This window comes from uncultured Bacteroides sp., assembly GCF_947632445.1.
Classification (GTDB): domain Bacteria; phylum Bacteroidota; class Bacteroidia; order Bacteroidales; family Bacteroidaceae; genus Bacteroides.
The window spans coordinates 42,160-62,634 of record NZ_CANRPM010000013.1 but is presented as its reverse complement, the minus strand read 5'-3'; the positions used below and the strand labels follow the sequence as shown (position 1 = coordinate 62,634).

Annotated in this window: 13 protein-coding genes; 2 read left to right on the top strand and 11 right to left on the bottom strand. The window is 43.4% G+C overall.

The features are described from left to right. Positions 1-439: 439 nt before the first annotated feature. Genes rplI through rpsF form a run of 3 tightly spaced genes read right to left on the bottom strand, consistent with a single transcriptional unit; the run spans position 440 to position 1,524 of the window. Entirely contained in the window at positions 440-889 is a 450-nt protein-coding gene (rplI, locus tag Q0Z70_RS04595) for a 50S ribosomal protein L9 (protein ID WP_298072943.1), read from the bottom strand. A gap of 15 nt (positions 890-904) precedes the next feature. After that, a complete protein-coding gene (gene rpsR, locus Q0Z70_RS04590; protein ID WP_022020414.1) occupies positions 905-1,177 on the bottom strand; it encodes a 30S ribosomal protein S18 in 273 nt (90 codons plus the stop codon). A gap of 2 nt (positions 1,178-1,179) precedes the next feature. After that, entirely contained in the window at positions 1,180-1,524 is a 345-nt protein-coding gene (rpsF, locus tag Q0Z70_RS04585) for a 30S ribosomal protein S6 (RefSeq protein WP_075317581.1), read from the bottom strand. Between the two features lie 485 nt (positions 1,525-2,009). On the opposite strand from rpsF, the gene Q0Z70_RS04580 reads away from it, so the two are divergent. Beyond that, on the top strand, positions 2,010-2,159 hold the full coding sequence (locus Q0Z70_RS04580; RefSeq protein ID WP_298072946.1) for a hypothetical protein: 150 nt from the start codon (positions 2,010-2,012) through the stop codon (positions 2,157-2,159). Between the two features lie 119 nt (positions 2,160-2,278). On the opposite strand, the gene Q0Z70_RS04575 is transcribed toward Q0Z70_RS04580, so the two are convergent. From Q0Z70_RS04575 to Q0Z70_RS04540, 8 genes are all read right to left on the bottom strand, one after another. Next, positions 2,279-2,980 (bottom strand): response regulator transcription factor, encoded by a 702-nt coding sequence (locus Q0Z70_RS04575; RefSeq protein WP_298072942.1) that lies wholly within the window; start codon positions 2,978-2,980, stop codon positions 2,279-2,281. A gap of 1 nt (position 2,981) precedes the next feature. Continuing rightward, a complete protein-coding gene (locus Q0Z70_RS04570; RefSeq protein ID WP_298072941.1) occupies positions 2,982-4,535 on the bottom strand; it encodes a HAMP domain-containing sensor histidine kinase in 1,554 nt (517 codons plus the stop codon). Between the two features lie 276 nt (positions 4,536-4,811). Further along, a complete protein-coding gene (locus Q0Z70_RS04565; RefSeq protein ID WP_298072940.1) occupies positions 4,812-6,968 on the bottom strand; it encodes an elongation factor G in 2,157 nt (718 codons plus the stop codon). 200 nt (positions 6,969-7,168) lie between these two features. Continuing rightward, positions 7,169-10,264: a glycoside hydrolase family 2 TIM barrel-domain containing protein gene (locus Q0Z70_RS04560; protein WP_298072939.1), complete on the bottom strand. Its 3,096-nt coding sequence runs from the start codon at positions 10,262-10,264 to the stop codon at positions 7,169-7,171. 118 nt (positions 10,265-10,382) lie between these two features. Continuing rightward, the gene (locus Q0Z70_RS04555) at positions 10,383-12,320 is read right to left on the bottom strand and encodes an alpha-L-arabinofuranosidase C-terminal domain-containing protein (RefSeq protein ID WP_298072938.1); all 1,938 of its coding nucleotides are present in this window, start codon (positions 12,318-12,320) and stop codon (positions 10,383-10,385) included. A gap of 12 nt (positions 12,321-12,332) precedes the next feature. Next, entirely contained in the window at positions 12,333-14,348 is a 2,016-nt protein-coding gene (locus Q0Z70_RS04550) for a glycoside hydrolase family 127 protein (RefSeq protein ID WP_298072937.1), read from the bottom strand. A gap of 43 nt (positions 14,349-14,391) precedes the next feature. Continuing rightward, positions 14,392-16,911 (bottom strand): alpha-L-arabinofuranosidase C-terminal domain-containing protein, encoded by a 2,520-nt coding sequence (locus tag Q0Z70_RS04545; RefSeq protein ID WP_298072936.1) that lies wholly within the window; start codon positions 16,909-16,911, stop codon positions 14,392-14,394. A gap of 24 nt (positions 16,912-16,935) precedes the next feature. Further along, on the bottom strand, positions 16,936-18,879 hold the full coding sequence (locus Q0Z70_RS04540; RefSeq protein ID WP_298072935.1) for a glycoside hydrolase family 97 protein: 1,944 nt from the start codon (positions 18,877-18,879) through the stop codon (positions 16,936-16,938). 268 nt (positions 18,880-19,147) lie between these two features. Between Q0Z70_RS04540 and hemW the strand changes: the two genes are divergently transcribed. After that, positions 19,148-20,281, top strand: a complete 1,134-nt coding sequence (hemW, locus tag Q0Z70_RS04535) for a radical SAM family heme chaperone HemW (protein ID WP_298072934.1) — start codon at positions 19,148-19,150, stop codon at positions 20,279-20,281. The last annotated feature ends 194 nt before the right edge of the window (positions 20,282-20,475 follow it).

The window sequence follows — 20,475 nt, the reverse complement described above, 5'->3', positions numbered from 1 at the left end:
CCTGATTATCAATGGATATTGTTGACAGGACAGGGTCGTTGGTAAACATTTCCGCGAAAAAAAATAAAAAATACCTTGCCTTTAAAGGCGGACTATTTAATTTATTTTTCTTTCAAAAAGTTTGCACGGCTGTTGTCCTGTCAACAAAATAAGCTGATTATCAATGGATTTTGTTGACAGGACTATTTTACTCGTACCAATGCCTCGTATTTTTTCCTTTTTTCTTCACGGGCAGATTCTTCCAGTCTGACACCGTGCTTACTGGCCCTCTGACGAAGTGCTTCGTTCCTTCCTCATAAAGCACTGCATGACATCCTCATGCAGCACTGCGTCGGGACCTCAGGAAGTGCTGCGTGGCAACGTAAAGGAATAGGATGAAAAAAAAGAGCGTACACCAAAGATGTACGCTCTCAAAATTTTTATGGAACGGAAAGTTTTATCAAGCTTCTTCAGCAACTACCTCGAAAGGAATTTCTACAGAAACTTCCTTATGCAGCTTAACAACTGCTTTGTAGTGACCAACTTCCTTCACAGCGTCTTTTATAGAAATAATCTTGCGATCGATATTGTGACCCAGTTTTGCCAACTCGTCAGCAATCTGAATGCTTCCTACAGAACCAAAGATCGTACCCGTAGAGCTTACCTTTGTGGCAATAGTCAAAGAAACACCTTCCAGCTTTGCAGCCAATTCTTCAGCATCTTTTTTGATTTTCTCCAACTTGTGAGCACGCTGCTTCAGTTCTTCCGCCAACATCTTCTTTGCAGACGGAGAAGCGATAACGGCCTTACCGGTAGGAATGAGGTAGTTACGACCATAACCGGACTTTACAGTCACGATGTCGTTCTTATAACCCAAGTTTATTACGTCTTCTTTCAATATAATTTCCATACTATCTCCTCCTTATTATTTCATCATGTCAGTTACATAAGGCAGCAATGCCAAGTGACGGGCTCTCTTAACAGCTTGAGCCACACGACGCTGATACTTCAAAGAAGTACCCGTAATGCGGCGGGGAAGAATCTTACCCTGTTCGTTCAGGAATTTCTTCAGGAACTCAGGATCTTTGTAGTCAATGTACTTGATACCGCTCTTTTTGAAACGGCAGTATTTTTTCTTCTTAACGTCTACTGAAGGCGGAGTTAAATATCTGATCTCTGATTGAACTTGTTGTGCCATGATTAATCCTCCTTTTTAGTTGATTTTACACTTCTTCTTTTTACAGCGTATTCGGCAGCATACTTGTCTTGTTTGAAAGTCAAGAAACGGATTACGCGTTCGTCACGACGGAAGTTAACTTCCAGTTTCTCGATTACAGAAGGTTCTGCATCGAACTCAATCAGCTGATAGAAACCTGTAGACTTCTTCTGGATAGGATAAGCCAGCTTCTTCAGTCCCCAGTTCTCTTCATTTACAATCGCAGCACCTTCAGCAGTAAGGATGCCTTTGAATTTCTCTACCGCTTCCTTCATCTGAACATCAGACAAAACGGGAGTCAAAATGAAAACGGTTTCGTAATGGTTCATACTTGTTTGATTAAATTTTTTAGTTGGTTTAAAAATTGCGGTGCAAAGGTAGGCATTTTATTTTGAACTGCAAACATTTAATACTTTTTATTCGTCAATGTAGGATTTATCGGGCATGAAAGACCGCCACACCAATCGGATACACCTGACCAAGGACGAAGAGAGCCGGAGGCCAAAATGAGTCTTATAGCCAACCAACTCTGATAGAAACCCTGAAGGGAGTAAAGTTAGAAGAACTGAGTGCAGAATAGGAATTACTGAAAAAACTTTTTCATCAATATCAAAGACTGAAAAAAGGGATCGGCATACAGCCCTCAAACGTCACAAAAAAGAGAAAAAAACAAATGAAATCGGGCATTAACAGTTTTTTTGCACAAATAATTTCGCTTGTAAAAGAATTATGCTTTTCTTTGTGACTGAATTGCATGAATATAATAATCTATTAAAAATACACACAAATGAAAGGCTTATTGAAAAACTTGGGATTGATACTAATCCTGGTGGGAGCAATCATTCTGGTAGCATGCTCCTTCACTGGTAATGTTAACAACAATTTAATCTTGGGAGGTGCAGCAGTCGTTATCGTTATCGGCTTGGTTGCCTACATCGCCATCAACAAGAGAATTGCCGATTAATTCAAAATCAAACAAAATATAAAAGGACGGTTGCCGGGCAATCGTCCTTTTATATTGTAATATCAGCCTGCCGCTTGCTCCAAAGAACAAACGGCAGAACGGCAACTTTGAAATAGAAATCAATTCTCCGGTTCGGGAGTAATCAGTTTGTAACCCTTGCCATGAATATTTATGATTTCGATAGAATCATCTTCTTTCAGATGCTTACGCAGCTTCGTAATATACACGTCCATACTACGAGCATTGAAGTAATTGTCATCAATCCAAATCGTCTTCAAAGCAAAGTCGCGCTGAAGGATTTCATTGGCATGCGCACAAAGCAAGCCTAACAGTTCAGACTCTTTCGTTGTCAGCTTCGTTTGCTTCTCGGCCGTGGAAAGGATTTGCTTCTGAGTATCAAACGTAAACTTACCAATCTTATAAATGTTGCTTTCCTTGTTTCTCTTACCACGCACACGACGCAAGATTGCTTCGATTCTGAAAGTAAGTTCTTCCATACTGAAAGGTTTGGTGATATAATCGTCGGCACCAATCTTGAAGCCTTCCAGAATATCATCCTTCAATGTCTTTGCCGTCAAGAAGATAATGGGAATTTCAGCATTGGCCGCACGCACTTCCTGCGCCAATGTAAAACCATCTTTCTTCGGCATCATAACATCGAATACACATAAGTCATACTTCGTTTTCAAAAAGGCTTTATACCCGGCCTCTCCATCGGGAAACAGGTCGGCAGCATAGCCTTTGGCTTGCAAGTATTCTCTCAATAACATACCGAGATTCTCATCGTCCTCGCACAATAAAATTCGTAATTTCTCGTCCATATCAATCAATTTTTAATAAAGGTAATGCAATAATAAATTTAGTTCCCATGTTAGGTTCACTTTCAGCCCGAATGGTTCCCTTATGAGCCATAATTATTTTCTTTACATAGGCCAATCCCAATCCAAAGCCCTTTACATCGTGCAGATTACCCGTATGCACGCGATAGAACTTCTCGAATATTTTCTTCAAATTCTCTTTCCTGATACCGATACCGTTATCCTGTACCGAAATCATCAGTTTACCGGTCTCATTCCATGTCTTTACCAGCAAATGCAAGTCTATATCAGGCCGCTTGTACTTCATGGCATTGTCCATCAGGTTGAAGATCACATTTGTGATATGCATCTCGTCCACAAGGACATGTGCCTCTGTAGCTTCCAGCTCTGTATCAATCTTTCCATTGTAGCGTTCCACTTTCAAAGCAAAGGTATGAACAATCCCTGTAATCAGTTCATTAATATCTACATCCTTAGGCTTCAGTGTTGCTTTCTGTCTGTCGAACATCGACATTTGCAGCACCTTTTCTACCTGAAACCTCAACCGTTTCGTTTCATCATTAATCACTCCCGAAATATGCTGAAACATAGCAGGAGACTTACCTACAGCCGGATCGCTCAACATCTGGGCAGCCAACGAAATCGTAGAAATCGGTGTCTTGAACTCATGAGTCATATTATTGATAAAATCGTTCTTCATTTCTGTCAGTTTCTTCTGACGGAATACGATATAAATCGTAAATATGAACGTAATAAGCAGCACAAAAGTAAAAATCATCGAAGGTATCATAAAACTAACCGAATCGAAGATATAGTCCTTCTTTCCCGGAAAATGAACCTTCACAACGCTCATCCGTGCAGGCGGATCGTTCAAGAACAACGGTTGGGTATAAGAGCTTTCACTCCCCTCATCGCTATAATCTGAACAACGGTACACCTCCCGCCCGTCACGGTCTATCACCTTAAAATGATAGTCAAAATCTCCAATGCCATTATCAATCAAACCGGACTTGATGTATTGATCCAAATTTTTGAAATTGACTCTTTGCTCAATGGGCTTATCGCTGGCATGATAAAGCATGTTGAAAACCACATCATCCACCAAAGCACGCTGGTACAAATAACGGTTCTTGATCATATCAGCCAACGAGCGAGATGTCTGAGGAATGGTCTTCACACCATGGTTGCGCGAAATCATAGCCCGCGGCAACTCGGATGGCTGGTTGGAGAATGTCTTCAGTTCGACCGAAGAACGTATTGTTCCGTCTGGAGAGGTCATCATGAAACGATGAGTCTGCACCATTCCATTCCCATCCTTACCCTGTGCCTGTCCCCATGCTTTCTTTTCAGCTTCCGAAATGTCATCTCTTAGCCAACGGGCCACCTCGGCAGATTCAACATCCTTGGAAGCTGCCATTAAGGCACGTTTCACGGATTCGTCAAACTGCTCATTGCGCATCTCTATCATTTCCTCAATGTAACTGATCTGCAGATACAACAAGCTGAGGAACGAAAGCCCCATTACAACACCTAATATCCAAATCGTAGACTTTTTCATAGTTACAAAATTAACAGTCCCTAATTAACATTCCTAATCACTTAACCTGTTTTAACCCAAGTGAGGTGATAAATTAACCGATTGAAGCTATTTAGGTTCCATTATCGGAACTATAACAAAACAAGGCCCTGTATTATTTGCAAAATTAATAAAAAATTAATCATAACAGTCATTTTCAGCAAACTTATTGATGGGAAAACAATAAAAACCGCCTTTCTTTCGTTAAAAAGATTGGCGGTTTTAACAATTATAAAAAACAGATGAAATGAAGTTGCGCTATTCTTCAGCCTGTTTGGCCTCAAATTCCTTAATCAGCTTATCCTGAACATCACTTGGAACTAATTCATAACTTGCAAATTTCATGATGAACGATGCACGGCCTCCCGTCAAAGAACTCAATGCAGTCGAATAAGAAGACATTTCCTTTAAAGGAACCTTGGCAATCAGTTTTTCGTAACCGGCTTCACTGCTCATACCCATAATCATAGCACGACGTCCCTGCAAATCACTCATCACGTCACCCATCTTATCGGAAGGAACAAATACCTCTACATCATAAATAGGTTCCAAGATTTTCGGCCCTGCATTCTTAAAAGCCTCGCTAAAGGCATTTCGTCCGGCGAGCATGAAAGAGATTTCATTAGAATCTACGGGGTGCATCTTACCGTCATAAACGATAACACGTACATCACGGGCATATGAACCGGTAAGAGGTCCTTGCTCCATACGGGACATTACACCTTTCAAGATAGCCGGCATGAAGCGGGCATCAATGGCTCCACCAACCACACAGTTGACAAACACCAGCTTACCTCCCCACTCCAAAGGAATCTCTTCCGTACCCTTCACATTCATCTTGAACTCCTGCCCGTTGAATTTATAGGTATCAGGAGCTGGTATTCCTTCGTAATAGGGTTCCACAATCAGATGAACCTCACCAAACTGTCCTGCGCCACCCGACTGTTTCTTATGACGGTAATCTGCACGGGCTGCCTTGGTAATCGTTTCACGATAAGGAATACGAGGCTCTTCAAACTTGATCTGAAGTTTTTCATTGTTTTCCAAACGCCATTTCAATGTACGCAAATGGAATTCACCCTGTCCATGTACAATGGTTTGACGCAACTCTTTCGATTGGTCGATAATCCATGTAGGATCTTCTTCGTGCATACGATTCAAGATAGCCATCATCTTTTCCGTATCGGCTTCGTTTACCGGTTTGATGGCACGTGAATATTTTGAATTCGGATATTCTATAAAATTGAAACGGTTTTCAGCTCCCTTTCCATTCAACGTATTACCAGTATGAACATCTTTCAGCTTTACCGTACAGCCAATGTCACCAGCCACCATTTCTTCTACTTTAATACGATTAGATCCCGCACAAGCATAAATCTGGACTATGCGTTCCTTGGAACCACGATCGGCATTTGTAAAGTCATCACCTTCATGTACCTTACCACTCATCACCTTGAAATACTGTACGTCGCCAATATGCGGTTCAACAGCTGTCTTGAAAAAATAAAGAGAAGCAGGGGCGTCTGTATCAGGCTTAATCACTTCACCACGCGTATTATGTACCGGTGACATTTCATCAACAAAAGGTACTACATTACCTAAAAACTCCATCAGACGGCGGACTCCCATATCCTTACCCGCGCACACACAGAACACTGGAAACATACCACGACAAGCCAGTCCTTTACGGATCCCTTCACGCATTTCGTCTTCAGTCAGCGACTCTTGTTCAAAGAACTTCTCCATCAATTCTTCATCGTGCTCGGCAGCAGCCTCAACCAAAGCCTTATGCCATTCGGTCGCTTTTTCCATTTCCTCGGCAGGAATTTCTTCAATGGTAGGCGCACCTCCCTCAGGGCCCCATGAATATTTCTTCATCAGCAGTACGTCGATCAATGAATTGAAGTTGGGGCCAGTAGCCAACGGATATTGTACCGGAACAACTTTTGAGCCATAAATCGCTTTCAACTGCTCAAGTGCCATATCGTAATCGCACTTTTCATTATCAAGCTGGTTCACCAAGAAGATAACCGGTTTACCCAATTTCTCAGTATAGCGGAAATGATTTTGAGTACCTACTTCAGGGCCATATTGGCCATTCAACAACAAGACAGCAGTATCTGTCACATTGAGTGCCGTTATAGCTGCACCCACGAAGTCGTCACTTCCCGGACAGTCGATAATATTCAACTTCTTGCCATTCCACTCTACATGGAAAACGGTGGAAAACACAGAATAACCATATTCTTGTTCCACCGGAAAGTAATCGCTGACCGTATTCTTGGCGGTAATTCTTCCGCGACGTTTTATAATACCACTCTCATAGAGCAGCGCTTCCGTGAGAGTGGTTTTACCCGATCCGTCATTGCCAAGAAGAGCAATGTTTTTGATTTCATTTGTCTGATATACTTTCATGATATATAAGATTTAATGTGAATACTTAGCATGCATGTGCATGCCCTTATTTTTGTGAGGCGCAAATTAGAAATTAATTACAGAAAAAGCAACAAACTTTGGAATGTTACTAAACTATGTTGTGCAGCATATATGAAAAAGCCGGATATTAAGTATAAACATATCCGGCTTTTCAGTTCCATCAGTAAGCTAATAAACCATCACTTCATAGAGACACTGTGGCATATTGGAGTCAGAATGAATGAGAATTCATAATTGCCATAAGGTATCTGATACTGCGGCAAAGGCCACGCTCCCCAACTGTTTACACAACCAAGTCCCATCTGTACCTTGTCAATGCACAAGTTGGTCAAATCCGCCTTTTCCACTTCTGGTGAATGACGCTGGTCTTTATCCCAACCATCATCCAGCGATTCAATAGTGTAGTGCAAAGCAGAAGCAGAGAAAGGAGCCTCAGCTACAATCTTCAAACCACGATTGGCAGCATTCAACTGTTTCCACCAACGAATGTCGGTCTTTGTACCAGTTTCCTGCGGACGAATATAAGAATAGAACTGATCATCTACGCTCTGGCGATACAGTCCCAAATCAGTAGAATGGTTACGGTCTATGTAATTTTCTATTGGGCCACGGCCGTAATATTCAATCGTTTCAAATGACTTAGGCATCTGCAACTGCATACCGAAACGGAACATCGGAGCCACTTTGGCCTGTGCGTCGGCTGTCATTTTCTGAGTAACTTTCACAGCTCCCTTATTATTGATAACATAGGTCAAATTCAGCTTAGCGGAAACATTCTTCATTTCATACTCTGCATTTACAACAACTTGCCCATCGTTCATATTCCATTCAAAGGATGTCAGGTTCAGACCCGGATCCTTCCAAACGCCAAACTTCCGCTGCAAACCTGCACCCATATCATTGTCTGTCGGTGCACGCCAGAAATTGGGTGTCAACTGTGTCCCTTCTTTCATCATTTTTGTACCTGCAACCTCATAACGGGAAAGATAACCTGTGTGCTTATTGAATTCCAGACTGAAATCCTCGCCTTCTACAATCAAGTAACTCCAATCGTTGTCTTTCACTTGGGGAACAATTACAGCAACATTAGCTTCTTCTACATTCTTCAATTCCATATCGGGGGCTTTATATGGATTCAGCACCAACTGGTCTTTAGCTACCACATAACCGGCCGGTAACAGTCCTTCACGGTTCTTCAAACGATATGAAACGTTGAGCACCCATTCCTTGCATTCACACACGTGTCCCAGATCCAATTTAATCTTGACGGTCTGCTGTGGAGCCACATTCAAATTTTCAACTCTTCCACTACGAATAGCTTCGCCATTGGCAAGCACTGTCCATTCCATATAATAAGCAGACAAATCGCGGAAGAAATTTTCATTGTACACATTCAGTTCACCTTGAGCTAAATCAGCAGGAGTTGTCCAAATGTTCTGATAGAAATAACCAACTTCGTACATATGAGGATTGGGAACACGATCCGGACTGATCAAACCATTATCGCAGAAATTATTATCGGAAGCATCATAACGATTGAAATCACCACCATAGGCATAGATACTGACACCGTCCTTGCCAGTCCAACGTACAGACTGGTCTACAAAATCCCATATAAAACCTCCCTGCAAAACGGGATATTTACGAATCAAATCCCAATATTCTTTAAAACCACCTTGAGAGTTCCCCATCGCATGGGCATATTCACACTGAATCAGCGGTTTCTTGATATCTTTAGTACGAGCGTATTTCTCCATGCGGTTATAATCAGCATACATAGGGCAATATACATCTGTAAACTCATTTCCATGAGCTTGCTCATATTGGACAGGACGACTGGAGTCTTCTGCTTTCACCCAGTTGTAGGCAGCCTCAAAGTTAGGTCCGAAACCGGCCTCATTACCCAATGACCAGAAAATGATACTGGGGTGATTGAATCCACGCTGTACATTGCGCTGATTACGTTCCAAATGTGCTTTCTTATAGTCGGCACGTTTGGCCAAAGTCTCATCACCATAACCCATACCATGAGATTCCACATTGGCTTCTGCAATAACATAAATACCATACTTATCACACAAATCATACCACAGATTGTCATCCGGGTAGTGACAAGTACGCACAGCATTAATATTAAACTTCTTCATAACCTGTATATCCTGCAACATGCGTTCAGGAGATACGACGTAACCACCGTCCGGGTCCAGTTCATGACGGTCAGCCCCCTTGAAGAGTACGGCCTGGCCGTTCACCAATATCTGCCCATTTTTTTGTTCTATTTTACGGAAACCGACCTTAACAGGAATCACTTCTGCACTACCCTGCATAGAAGCACGTAATGTATATAGATAAGGAGATTCTGCACTCCATTTGAACGGATTTTCCACATTCATCACTATGGAACCATTACCTTTGGCTGTAGCTGTAGCCACTTGTTTACCAGCAGCATCCAACAATTCCAAATTAACAGTACCACCGCCTTTCAAAGTCAAAGCAATGTTCAATGAACCGTTCTTATAATCTGTATCCAAATCAGGCGTCACGCGGATGTCCTCAATGCGTTTCTTGTCGCGTGCATAAAAATAGCAATCACGACCAACGCCACTGAAACGGAAAAAGTCCTGATCTTCCAGATAAGATCCGTCACACCAGCGGAATACTTGAAAAGCAATCAGATTCTTCTGTCCAGGTTTTAGATAAGAAGTCAAATCGAATTCCGCTTCCAACTTACTATCCTCACTGTAACCTACATATTTCCCATTTACCCACAAATACATGTTCGATGTCACCGAACCAAAATGAGCAATGATATCTTTCCCTTTCCACACAGCAGGAATAACAAACTCCCGACGATAAGAACCAACATGATTGTTCTCCGTAGGTACCTGCGGAGGATTGTTTTTGAACTGGTTACGCCACGCATAACCTGTATTTACATAGATAGGATCGCCATAGCCATTCAATTCCCATACAGCCGGTACTTGTATATCGTCCCAACCCAAGTCGTTATAACCTACCTTCCAAAAATCAGTAGGACGGGAATCAGCATCCTTCACCCAGAAAAATTTCCAAGAACCATTCATGGACATGTAATAGGAGGACTGTTCTTTTTTACCTACAGTAGCAGCATCGTCCGACTCATAGACAAAATAGTTAGCGTGCATGGGAGCACGATTTACGGCATTTACTTCTGGATCTTGCCATTCTTTGAAAGACTGTGCGCTCCCACCTACAGCCAAAGCAGCAAACAGCCCTGTGATAAGTTGTTTCTTCATGATACAAATAATTTTATAAATAATAGCAGTATGAAAGGTAACTTTTCCAACATGCCGCTACAAAGATAGGAGAAATAAAATATAATCAAATAAAATATATTTCAAATATGATACAAAATTAATTCAATTGCAAGCGATACACCCCAAATGAACGTGCAGGAAGTTGTATATTCATTGATTGGCCTTTCACTTGAACAGGACGAACACGAGGAACTAAAATTTCCTGTTCCAGCGAATTGACAGTCTTCCAATCATCATTCTGCAAATAAGTGCAACTACCCGATACAAGTTGACGTTTCTTCAATCCATTAAAATCAATTTTCACATCAGAAGGTTTTGCACCAACATTCACCAATTTCAGAATAATTTCTCCTGTTGGTGCGTCAAGAGCCGCTGTCGCATACAAGCTGTCCTGTCCGGTTACCGCTTCTCCATCCATCTGCAAACGAAGTACATCTGTTCCGGCATTCATACCATACATCTGCTGAACATAATAATTAGGAGTACGCATCATACGCAAATTATCATACCAAATCAAATCCGGATTCCATTGCCAAGCATCTACGTGAGCAAACAAGGGAGCATAAGTTGCCAAATGTACAACATCCGCATTACGCTCTAATCCGGTCATGAAAGCGGCCTCAGACAAAGCGGCAAACAGATTGTTAGCTTTTTGGGTCGGGTAATCATGTGCCGCATACTCACCGGCAAATACTTTCGGGCCTTTACGATCGTAGCCGTCATAGCGTTTGGCATTCTCCAAGAACCATTTGGGTTCCATGTAATAGTGTTCATCTACTAAATCGACTCCTACTCTCTTCATTTCAGGCCATAAATAGTCAAACTTATCCCCCGAAGCGTTAGGGCCGGATGAACCAATCACCTTGATATTCGGATATTTCTCACGAATAGCCTTGGTAAACACTTCCAGACGTTCCACATACACTTTGTCCCACTGTTCGTTACCCACAGCAATCATTTTTAGATTAAACGGTTCGGGATGTCCCATTTCCGCACGTACCTTACCCCAAGTCGTCTCTACATCACCATTGGCAAACTCTATCAGATCGAGCGCGTCCTGCACGTAAGGATCAAGTTCATCCAAAGGAACAACCTCATTGCTTTCATACTGACATGAAAGTCCACAGCTAATAACCGGCAAAGGTTCTGCACCAATATCCTCACTTAACAAGAAATATTCATAAAAGCCTAAGCCCAAACTCTGGAAGTAGTCGGGAAAAGCCTTATGCTTAAAGGTATAGTTCCAACGATTTTCATTCAAAGGACGATTTTCTACCGGGCCTACTGAATTTTTCCACTGATAACGTGTGTCCAGGCTGTTCCCTTCGATAATACAGCCTCCCGGAAAACGAAAGACACCGGGATTTAAATCATACAAGGCTTGTGCAAGATCTGCACGCAATCCGTTTTCGCGTCCTTTCCATGTTTTAACAGGGAACAAAGAAATATGATCCATATCCACCGTTCCTGTTGTCAATAATACAATGCGTAATCGTGCATGAGTATCCGTAAACGGAGACTTTAAAATCACTGTCTCCTTTTTCCATTCATTACCTTTTATCTCGATTTCCTTCTTCAATGGATTAGAACCGTCTGCACGAACCAATTCAATAGAAAGCTTCATCGAACCTGCATCAGGTGTACGGGCATACACAGAAAAACGGTATTCTTCTCCTTGTTTCAAGCCGATGCCTGTAAATCCCTCATTATCGAGCCCGGCACGGAGCAAACGTCCGTCATTCACAACACGCACATAATGCGGATTACGGTCGAAGCAGGGCTTCTCACTCTGAACCGTCACATTACCAAAAGGAACCCATCCTATAAAAGGCTGTGGGAACTCAAACGAACGGTTTTTCACTAATTCTGCATACAAGCCACCATCTGCACCAAAATTAATATCTTCAAAGAAAATGCCATACATCGTAGGCTGTATCTTGGCTGTCGGCTTTGCAACATCGACAGTCATCACATGTTGTTGTGCTTGCAGGCCTATCGCAAGAGACAAGGCCAAAATCATCGTTATTTTCTTCATATATAAATATATTTAATGATTAAAAAATCCATTATCTTCCTGTTCTGCTGCTTTCTGTGGCTGCGCTGACGAAGCGCTAATCTCAATAGGGAGCCAAACTTCCATGTCTCCTTCTCCCCGATGTGCCCATGCATAATAAGGTATCAAAGTCAAATTGACATCTTTTACTGCCAACTTACCTGCTGCATCATAACTAAGCGCCTGTGCGTCGGTAGTAATTTCACGAATACCATACAACAGATCCGGCTTGTCTACCACTTGGAAAGAAGGATGCAGGTTTAGCAGGATATTATGCACATTAAAATCATTGTCCGGCCATTCGGCACAATATACAATAGGGCCACGTTCTATCGCTACTCGTCCGCGGTCTGCTGTTACCTTTTCATTGGCTCTGACAACACGTGGTTGCATATCAAAACGTATTTCTACTACATCACCTTTTCTCCACTTGCGTTCAATCTGCAAATAGCCTTTCTGAAGTACTCCTCCTACAGCTTCTCCATTGACCGTTACCGTGTAGCCAGGCTTCTGTTTGTCATCATAATAATATAAGTCTCCCGGAAGCACTTCATTACGTACCCAACCCGGTATACGCAAATTCATCGTAAAGGGTATAGTTCCCTGTGCTATCCGTATCCGAATATCGCCGTCCCAAGGATAAGAAGTTTCCTGCTCAAGCACAAGTTTTTTGCTTTTTACCTTCAATTCACCACGATTGGCCATATAAAGATTGACATACACGTGGTCATCCTTTACTGCATAGACATAACCTGGCAAAGAAGGAATGAAACGGCTGATATTGCTGGGACAACAAGCACATCCAAACCAAGGCTTACGGCTATAACCACCTGTCGAAGCCAATGGATTAGGATAGAAGAACGAGCCACCGTCCAAAGATACGCCAGATATCAGGCCATTATAAAGTGTACGCTCCAATACATCAAAATATTTAGCATCACCGTGCAACAAAAACAGGCGGTAGTTGACATACACATTGCCAATGGCCGCGCATGTTTCATTATAAGCAGAAAGATTGGGCAGTTCGTAATTATCACCAAAGGCCTCACCGGCATGGCGTGCACCGATACCACCTGTAATGTAAATTTTCTTGGTAACAATGTTCTCCCAAATCTTATCTATAGCTTTAATGTAAGAAGAATCGCCTGTAATGGCTGCCACATCTGCCATACCGGCATACATGTAAGTAGCACGTACTGCATGACCTACAGCTTCATCCTGTTCCAATACAGGTTTATGCGCCTGGCTATAGACATCTTTACGACTTGTATAGCCACGTGCATCCAAAAAGAACTTTGCTTGGTCGAGATATTTACGGTCACCGGTCACAAGGTAAAGGCGTACCAATGCCATTTCGGCTATTTGATGTCCCGGAACCAATTTTTTCTGATCTGGGCCGTTACCGATTGCTTTACAAACACAATCTGCATATTTAATGGCAATATCCAAGAAATTACGCTTGCCGGTAGCCTGATAATGAGCCACTGCGCCTTCCACCATATGCCCCAGATTATAGAATTCATGACTGAGTTCCTCTACCTTTGTCCACCGTTCAGGGCCAGCCCAGTCATGGGGATGTTTCGGATTCATAGTACGGGCGGTATAAAGATAACCGTCGGGCTCCTGTGCACCAGCTACAATCAGCAGTACACTATCTATGTATTTTTCCAGTTTCTTGTCCGGGTAGGTTTGTAATAGATAGCTGGCTCCTTCAATCGTCTTATAAACATCCGTATCATCGAACGAGAAGCCTTCTACTTTATACTCATCACTGGGATGGGCTGCTTTTACAAAATTCTCATAACGTCCCGTTTCCTCACATTTGCTGAAAGCCAGCGGAATAGTTACTTCGCGACTGGCCTTAAGACGTTGTCCCCAAAAAACATCCGTTAGTTTAACCGAAGTAAAAGGGACAGGGTCAATAGGATAGCCGGAATGCAAGGTTCCTTTCTGTGCGGCCAAACTGCCTACAAGTAGGACAGCTACAGCCAATAAGCATGTTCTTTTCATGGTTAACAATTAAATTAACTGTCTGCATATATATAAAATTATCTCATTCATCCATTCTTTGTCCGACACGGATTACAGTAAAAGAATAAGGAGGTAATGTATAGTCAAAACCGTGTTCCTGCACTTCAAAATCTTCTGTTATCGGAGTTACATCTTTATCTTTCGGATTTCCTGCCAAAACAATCTTCTGTGCCGTAGGATTTACGAGGGTGACACCCTCCAACTCTATTTTGGAAGCGACCTCAACAGGCAACATATTCACCAATTTCACAATATAATCACTGGTCACCGGATCTTTTACAACCGATACGCCAATCCGTTTCTTTACCGTATCCTGTCCGTTATCCAACGTAATTGTAGATGCAAAATATTCGTTTCCGGCATTCTGAGCATACATTTGTTGCGTGTAATAGTCGACTGTCGGCTTTACTTCTACATTATTGAAATAGATCAAATCGGGACGCCACTGGATATGTCCTTCCTTGGCTAATAACGGTGCGTAGGAAGTCATAGCCACCACATCGGCATTACGTTCCACCGCGGTCAGATACAACGCTTCGGAAAGAGCTGTCTCCAAATTATTAGGACGTCCTGGCAGATGAGCAGCATATTCGCCCAAATAAACCTTCGGCTTGCTGCGGTCATAGCGATCGTAATAATCCTGATTGTGGATAAACCAACCTGGAGCCACATAATAATGTTCATCCACCATCGGAACATCCAAGTGAGCAGCCAGTTTCCAACCTTCGTCATAGTCAGTCCCTTCATAGAAGGGGCCTACCGTACCAATGACCGTCACCTCTGGATATTTTTCGCGAACGGCCTTATAAATCATTGTAAAACGTTCTTCAAACACTTCTGTTATCAGGTCTTCATTGCCGATGCCAATGTATTTCAGATTGAAAGGTTTGGGATGGCCAGTTTCCGCACGCTTCTTGCCCCACTTCGTCTTATGAGTATCCCCATTAGCATATTCTATCAAGTCGAGCACATCCTGGATGTAAGCAGGCATTTCATCCATCGGAATACCTCTCTGCTGTCCGTTACAGCCTATTTCATCCTTGGAATGATGGCTGCACGTACCTGAATTCTGACAAGGTACGCCCGCCGCCAATACAGGTACAGGCTCCGCACCTATATCCTCACAGAACTGAAAATATTCAAAGTAACCCAAACCACGTGTTTGATGATACCCCCACAAATTACGTAAAGGCTTTCGGGCTTCCAAAGAACCGATGGATCCCTTCCAATCGTAGATATTATCTATGCCATCGCCATGAGCCACGCACCCACCCGGAAAACGGACAAAACGCGGATGAAGATCGGCCAACGTTTGAGCCAAATCTGCACGCAATCCATTCTTACGCCCTTTAAACGTATTCTGTGGAAAGAGTGAAACCATATCAAAATGATAAGTGCCACTCATTTCCGGTTGGAGAGACAGCTTTGCAGCACGTACATCCTCCTGTGCAGTCAACACAGCATTGAGTTTTTTCCAGCTCTTTGAAGAAACTTTTACCGAAGTCTTCCCTACTTCATTCCCTTCCTGATCAAGCAGACTGATTAAGACTTTTCCTCCTTTACTTTCGCCAACAATACGGGCAAAACAGGAGAAATCATACCTCTCACCTTTCTTTAATGTTATTCCGTCATAACCATCATTCTGCAAGGATGCACCCGTCTGTCGAATATCCAGAACGGCATAATGGGGATTGTTTTCATGGATTGGATGTTCGGTCGCAATCGCGAAACTGCCTTGCCCACCCGTCACACTCCAAGCATAGCCGCTATCCCAACCTTGACGCGAACCGTCTTTCGATGAATACTCAAAATCACGATTCTGCACCAGCTCGGCGTACAGACCGCCATCGGCTGCATAATTGATGTCCTCAAAGAATATGCCTATCAAACGGTCGCTGATGCTTTTCCCTTGTGAAGCATCCACCTGGATGGTTGCTTCCAACGGTTTCAATCCGGCAAAACGTACAGAATCTTCTTCTGCACGTTCGTCGTATAAATGTTGGCGGTATTTCTTATGATCAGCATAGCGAATCAACTGCTCTACCGTTTTATAAGAAACTCGCTGCATCCAACCGCTTTCTTGCTTTCCGTCCAAAAGAACACTCGTTTCCTTTGTGGGATAAGGTGACTTCAATTCATATTTTCCCAGTTCTTCTTTCGTAAAATAGCTTTGTGCACCCCACTTCAGCAAATCGGGTGAAGCAGCATGAGCCAAGACTTCCCCGCTACGAGTGGCCGTCCAAATACAATGCCATAAACCATCGGAAATATTCTGTACCAAGTGAGGAGAGAACATTTTCTTTTCACGTCCCCAAGGGCCAAAATCACATTTCACATAGTCGTAGCCGTCTGCCACAGAAAGCCATTTCCTTCCATCGGGACTCCAAGCGAACCTTAATCCGCTCTCTCCATCGGCACAGGCATACGAGAACAAATAAACAGAATCCGGTTCGTTCGTTACTTTGTCTGTTCTTGCCTGTGCAGGAAGGATGCCAACCAACAACAAACCGATTACGATCCACAAATTCAAAAGTATTTTCATCTATATAATATATAAATAAGATTTTCATTTCACCCACACTACTCCACCTTGAGGCTGTAGAGTCAACTGAAACTCTCCGTTGTCCTTTACCTTCTGCGCTTTCAGTTGCGGCTGCATTTCTTTGTCGTCTGTATAGGCAGATACCGTAGAACTGCCCCATTCGGGAAACGAAAGTTTCAGCTTCAAAGGTTCCTCCATCGCATTGATAGCAGCCAAATACCACCTATCGCCATGACGCCGTGCCAATACGATATAGCTACCCGGATAACCATCAATGAAACGAGTCTCGTCCCACGTGGTAGGTATCTGCTTCATAAAATCCAAACAAATCTGAGGAGCATCCGTCAGATTATTGGGAGCCAACGCATAATTCTGAATAGGATTTTGGAAGAGTATCGCCGTAGCCAATTGGAAGACGTCCGACGTCTTTCGGATACTACCGCCATCATTTCCTCTATTCAAACGTTTATTCAGAAAAGTCCCTCCAAACTCCATGCAACCCACTGTATTGCGGATGAACGGATGCAGGCAGGCATTGAATGCTTCGTTATCACAGAAGTGCTGTTGAAAAATCAAGTTCTCAGAAGCCAGAACAGCCTCACTTCCTACATAATTAGGATACATCCTTTCCCAGCCACGTGGCAGGGTGCAGCCATGGAAGATAACCATCAGCCCATGGTCATCGGCATCGCTTAACACATCTTCGTAGAGGCGCATCGTTTCCTGTTTATCACCTCCCCAGAAGTCAACCTTGATGCCCTTCACCCCTAACTTCTGCATCCAACGCATCTCTTGCTTGCGAATAATCGCGTTATCCATCTTGTTTACAGGACTCTGAGTGATGTCATTCCAATAGCCGCTGGAACTATACCAAAGAAATACGTCTACTTTCTTGCTTTGTGCATAGGCGATAAGCTGTTCCATACGCTCGTAGCCAATATTTTTGTCCCACCAGGCATCAATCAATACATATTCATAACCCATCTCAGCAGCCAAATCAATGAAACGCACTTGATCGTCATAGTTGACGCTATTGTCCTGCCATAGAATCCAACTCCATGTACTGCGGCCAAAACGATAGTCATGTACCGTTTCATAACGCGGTGTCACTACATCCCAAGGTACGGTCGTTTCCACAATAGGTTTCAACGTAGAGCCCACCGTCAGTGTACGCCAAGGCGTACTGCCCGGCAAGGAAAAAGCCGGTTCTACCGTCCCGTTGCCATTGTTTTCTTCGGGCATGGGAAAAGCAATCCGATAAAGACCGTTGTCGGCATCATTCAAATGCGAACCACAATAACGGCTATCCACACCCGTCTCACTGACCAACACCCAGCCGTCATCGCCCACACGGAAAAGGCAAGGGAATGTATAGCCATGTCCGTATTGAGAACGTTCATTCATTGGAGCGTCTGCTTTGTATTCTTCTTCATAACTGGGCTTGGTTCGCTTCCAGCCAATCATGGCATCGCTCTGCGGACAAAGGAAAGTCGTGGTCTGTTGGGGAAAGTGAAATCCTGTCGATTCTTCCATCACCCGCACACTACCCGTCTCGCCTTGTTGAGGTAAAGTATAACGAAAAGCAATATCATTGTTACTGATACGGAAAGTGACCGATATGGACTTCCCTTCCGCATTGGATAGGTAGCATACCAATTCATTGGCCAGATAATGTACTTGCGAAGTCTTGATGCGTGTCAGTCGATAAGTCGTGTCTATCTGAGATGTTTCATGTTTCACCAGCTTCAAACCACTTGAGAAATCACCTATATTCGTCTTCAGGCCCAAAGGAGAAGCATCGACCATCTGCTTGCCATCGTAAATTACCGAATAGGACACCCCTGTCTCTCCTTCGTTAACCACTTTCAACCGCAATCGTCCGTCAGGACCGGTCATCTCTACATTATGTGCCATCGAAGCCATTGTCATAAACAACAAGGCTAAAGTCGTTTTCAGTTTCTTTTTCATGGTCCTTTTTTATGTTTAATTCATAAGGTTATCAGAATGTTACGCCGCAGTTTTCTTCAAATATTCTGCCATACAATCTTTGTCATGCGGCTTCTTAAATGTCAAAAATACACATTTAAAAGTTTACATACAAACAATCCCTGCAAAAAAGACAAATTCCTCACAAAAGAGACAGAACTTCTATCCAATTGCCTTAATATTTCAGGCAGGCAAAGAAAAAATGCCAAAACAGTTTCTTACTTTTGCAACATTGAAATAGAAAACATTCATGGCAGGCATCTATATCCACATTCCTTTTTGCAAGACACGATGTATTTATTGTGACTTCTACTCCACCACGCGCAGCGATCTGAAACAACGCTACATCAATGCCCTGTGTAAGGAACTCACCATGCGCCGCAATTACCTGAAAAACGAGGCTGTCCGTACCATCTATTTCGGCGGCGGCACACCCTCACAACTCGGAGAAGAAGATTTCCGCCAAGTCTTCGACACTTTGTCCGACGCCTACGGCCTCGATACATGTGAGGAAATTACCCTCGAAGCAAACCCCGACGACCTGACCGAAGACTACGCAGCCATGCTCAGCCGCCTGCCCTTCAACCGCATCAGCATGGGCATCCAGACCTTCGACGACGCCACCCTCCGCCTGCTGAACCGCCGTCACAATGCCGGCCAAGCTATTGAAGCCGTCGGCCGCTGCCGCCGACACGGTTTCCGTAACATCAGCATCGACCTTATCTACGGCCTGCCCGGCGAGACGGACGAACGCTGGGAACATGACCTCCGCCAAGCTATTGCCCTCGATGTGGAGCATATCTCGGCCTACCACCTGACGTATGAAGAAGGCACTCCTCTCTATCAGATGCTACAAACCCATCGGATAAACGAAGTGGACGAGGACAGCAGTGTACGTTTCTTTACCACCCTGATGGATACCCTCTCAACTTTCGGATACGAACACTACGAGATTTCCAACTTCTGCAAGCCCGGCTATCATTCGCGCCACAATACATCCTACTGGCAAGGCATCCCCTATTTAGGTTGCGGCCCGTCAGCCCATTCGTTCGACAAGTACAGCCGCGAATGGAACATTCCCTCACTAAAAAAATACATCTCGTCCATTGAAAGCAAAGACAGGCTCTATGAAAAAGAGGAATTGAGCCTGACAACCCACTACAACGAATACATTATGACCTCCCTGCGTACCCGTCTCGGCATCGACCTGCCGACGCTTAGAACCCGTTTCAGCCAGGCGCTTTCCGACTATTGCACCTCGATGGCCACTCCCTACCTGAAGAGCGGCAAGTTGAAACAACAAGATACCCACCTGCAACTCACTCGCGAAGGCATCTTTGTCTCCGACGGAATTATCAGCGACCTGATGTTTGTGGAAGAGTAGGCATTGGCAACCGTTTATTAAAGCAGCGCTTTATTCAGCTTAAAGCAATGCTTTGTCCAGTCTAAAACGATGCTTTATCCCGTTCAAACGAATACTCCAAGTAAGGCTAACGATGATAAAAGCCGAGGGCTTACAAAATAAAATTGAACAGATAACCCGACAAGATGATAAAGAAAGTCGCGGTATCGAAGAAA

Excerpts from the sequence above, each read along its gene's own strand:
- rplI (WP_298072943.1), bottom strand. The coding sequence starts at position 889 with ATGGAAATTATATTGAAAGAAGACGTAATAAACTTGGGTTATAAGAAC.
- rpsR (WP_022020414.1), bottom strand. The coding sequence starts at position 1,177 with ATGGCACAACAAGTTCAATCAGAGATCAGATATTTAACTCCGCCTTCA.
- rpsF (WP_075317581.1), bottom strand. The coding sequence starts at position 1,524 with ATGAACCATTACGAAACCGTTTTCATTTTGACTCCCGTTTTGTCTGAT.
- Q0Z70_RS04575 (WP_298072942.1), bottom strand. The coding sequence starts at position 2,980 with ATGGACGAGAAATTACGAATTTTATTGTGCGAGGACGATGAGAATCTC.
- Q0Z70_RS04570 (WP_298072941.1), bottom strand. The coding sequence starts at position 4,535 with ATGAAAAAGTCTACGATTTGGATATTAGGTGTTGTAATGGGGCTTTCG.
- Q0Z70_RS04565 (WP_298072940.1), bottom strand. The coding sequence starts at position 6,968 with ATGAAAGTATATCAGACAAATGAAATCAAAAACATTGCTCTTCTTGGC.
- Q0Z70_RS04560 (WP_298072939.1), bottom strand. The coding sequence starts at position 10,264 with ATGAAGAAACAACTTATCACAGGGCTGTTTGCTGCTTTGGCTGTAGGT.
- Q0Z70_RS04555 (WP_298072938.1), bottom strand. The coding sequence starts at position 12,320 with ATGAAGAAAATAACGATGATTTTGGCCTTGTCTCTTGCGATAGGCCTG.
- Q0Z70_RS04550 (WP_298072937.1), bottom strand. The coding sequence starts at position 14,348 with ATGAAAAGAACATGCTTATTGGCTGTAGCTGTCCTACTTGTAGGCAGT.
- Q0Z70_RS04545 (WP_298072936.1), bottom strand. The coding sequence starts at position 16,911 with ATGAAAATACTTTTGAATTTGTGGATCGTAATCGGTTTGTTGTTGGTT.
- Q0Z70_RS04540 (WP_298072935.1), bottom strand. The coding sequence starts at position 18,879 with ATGAAAAAGAAACTGAAAACGACTTTAGCCTTGTTGTTTATGACAATG.
- hemW (WP_298072934.1), top strand. The coding sequence starts at position 19,148 with ATGGCAGGCATCTATATCCACATTCCTTTTTGCAAGACACGATGTATT.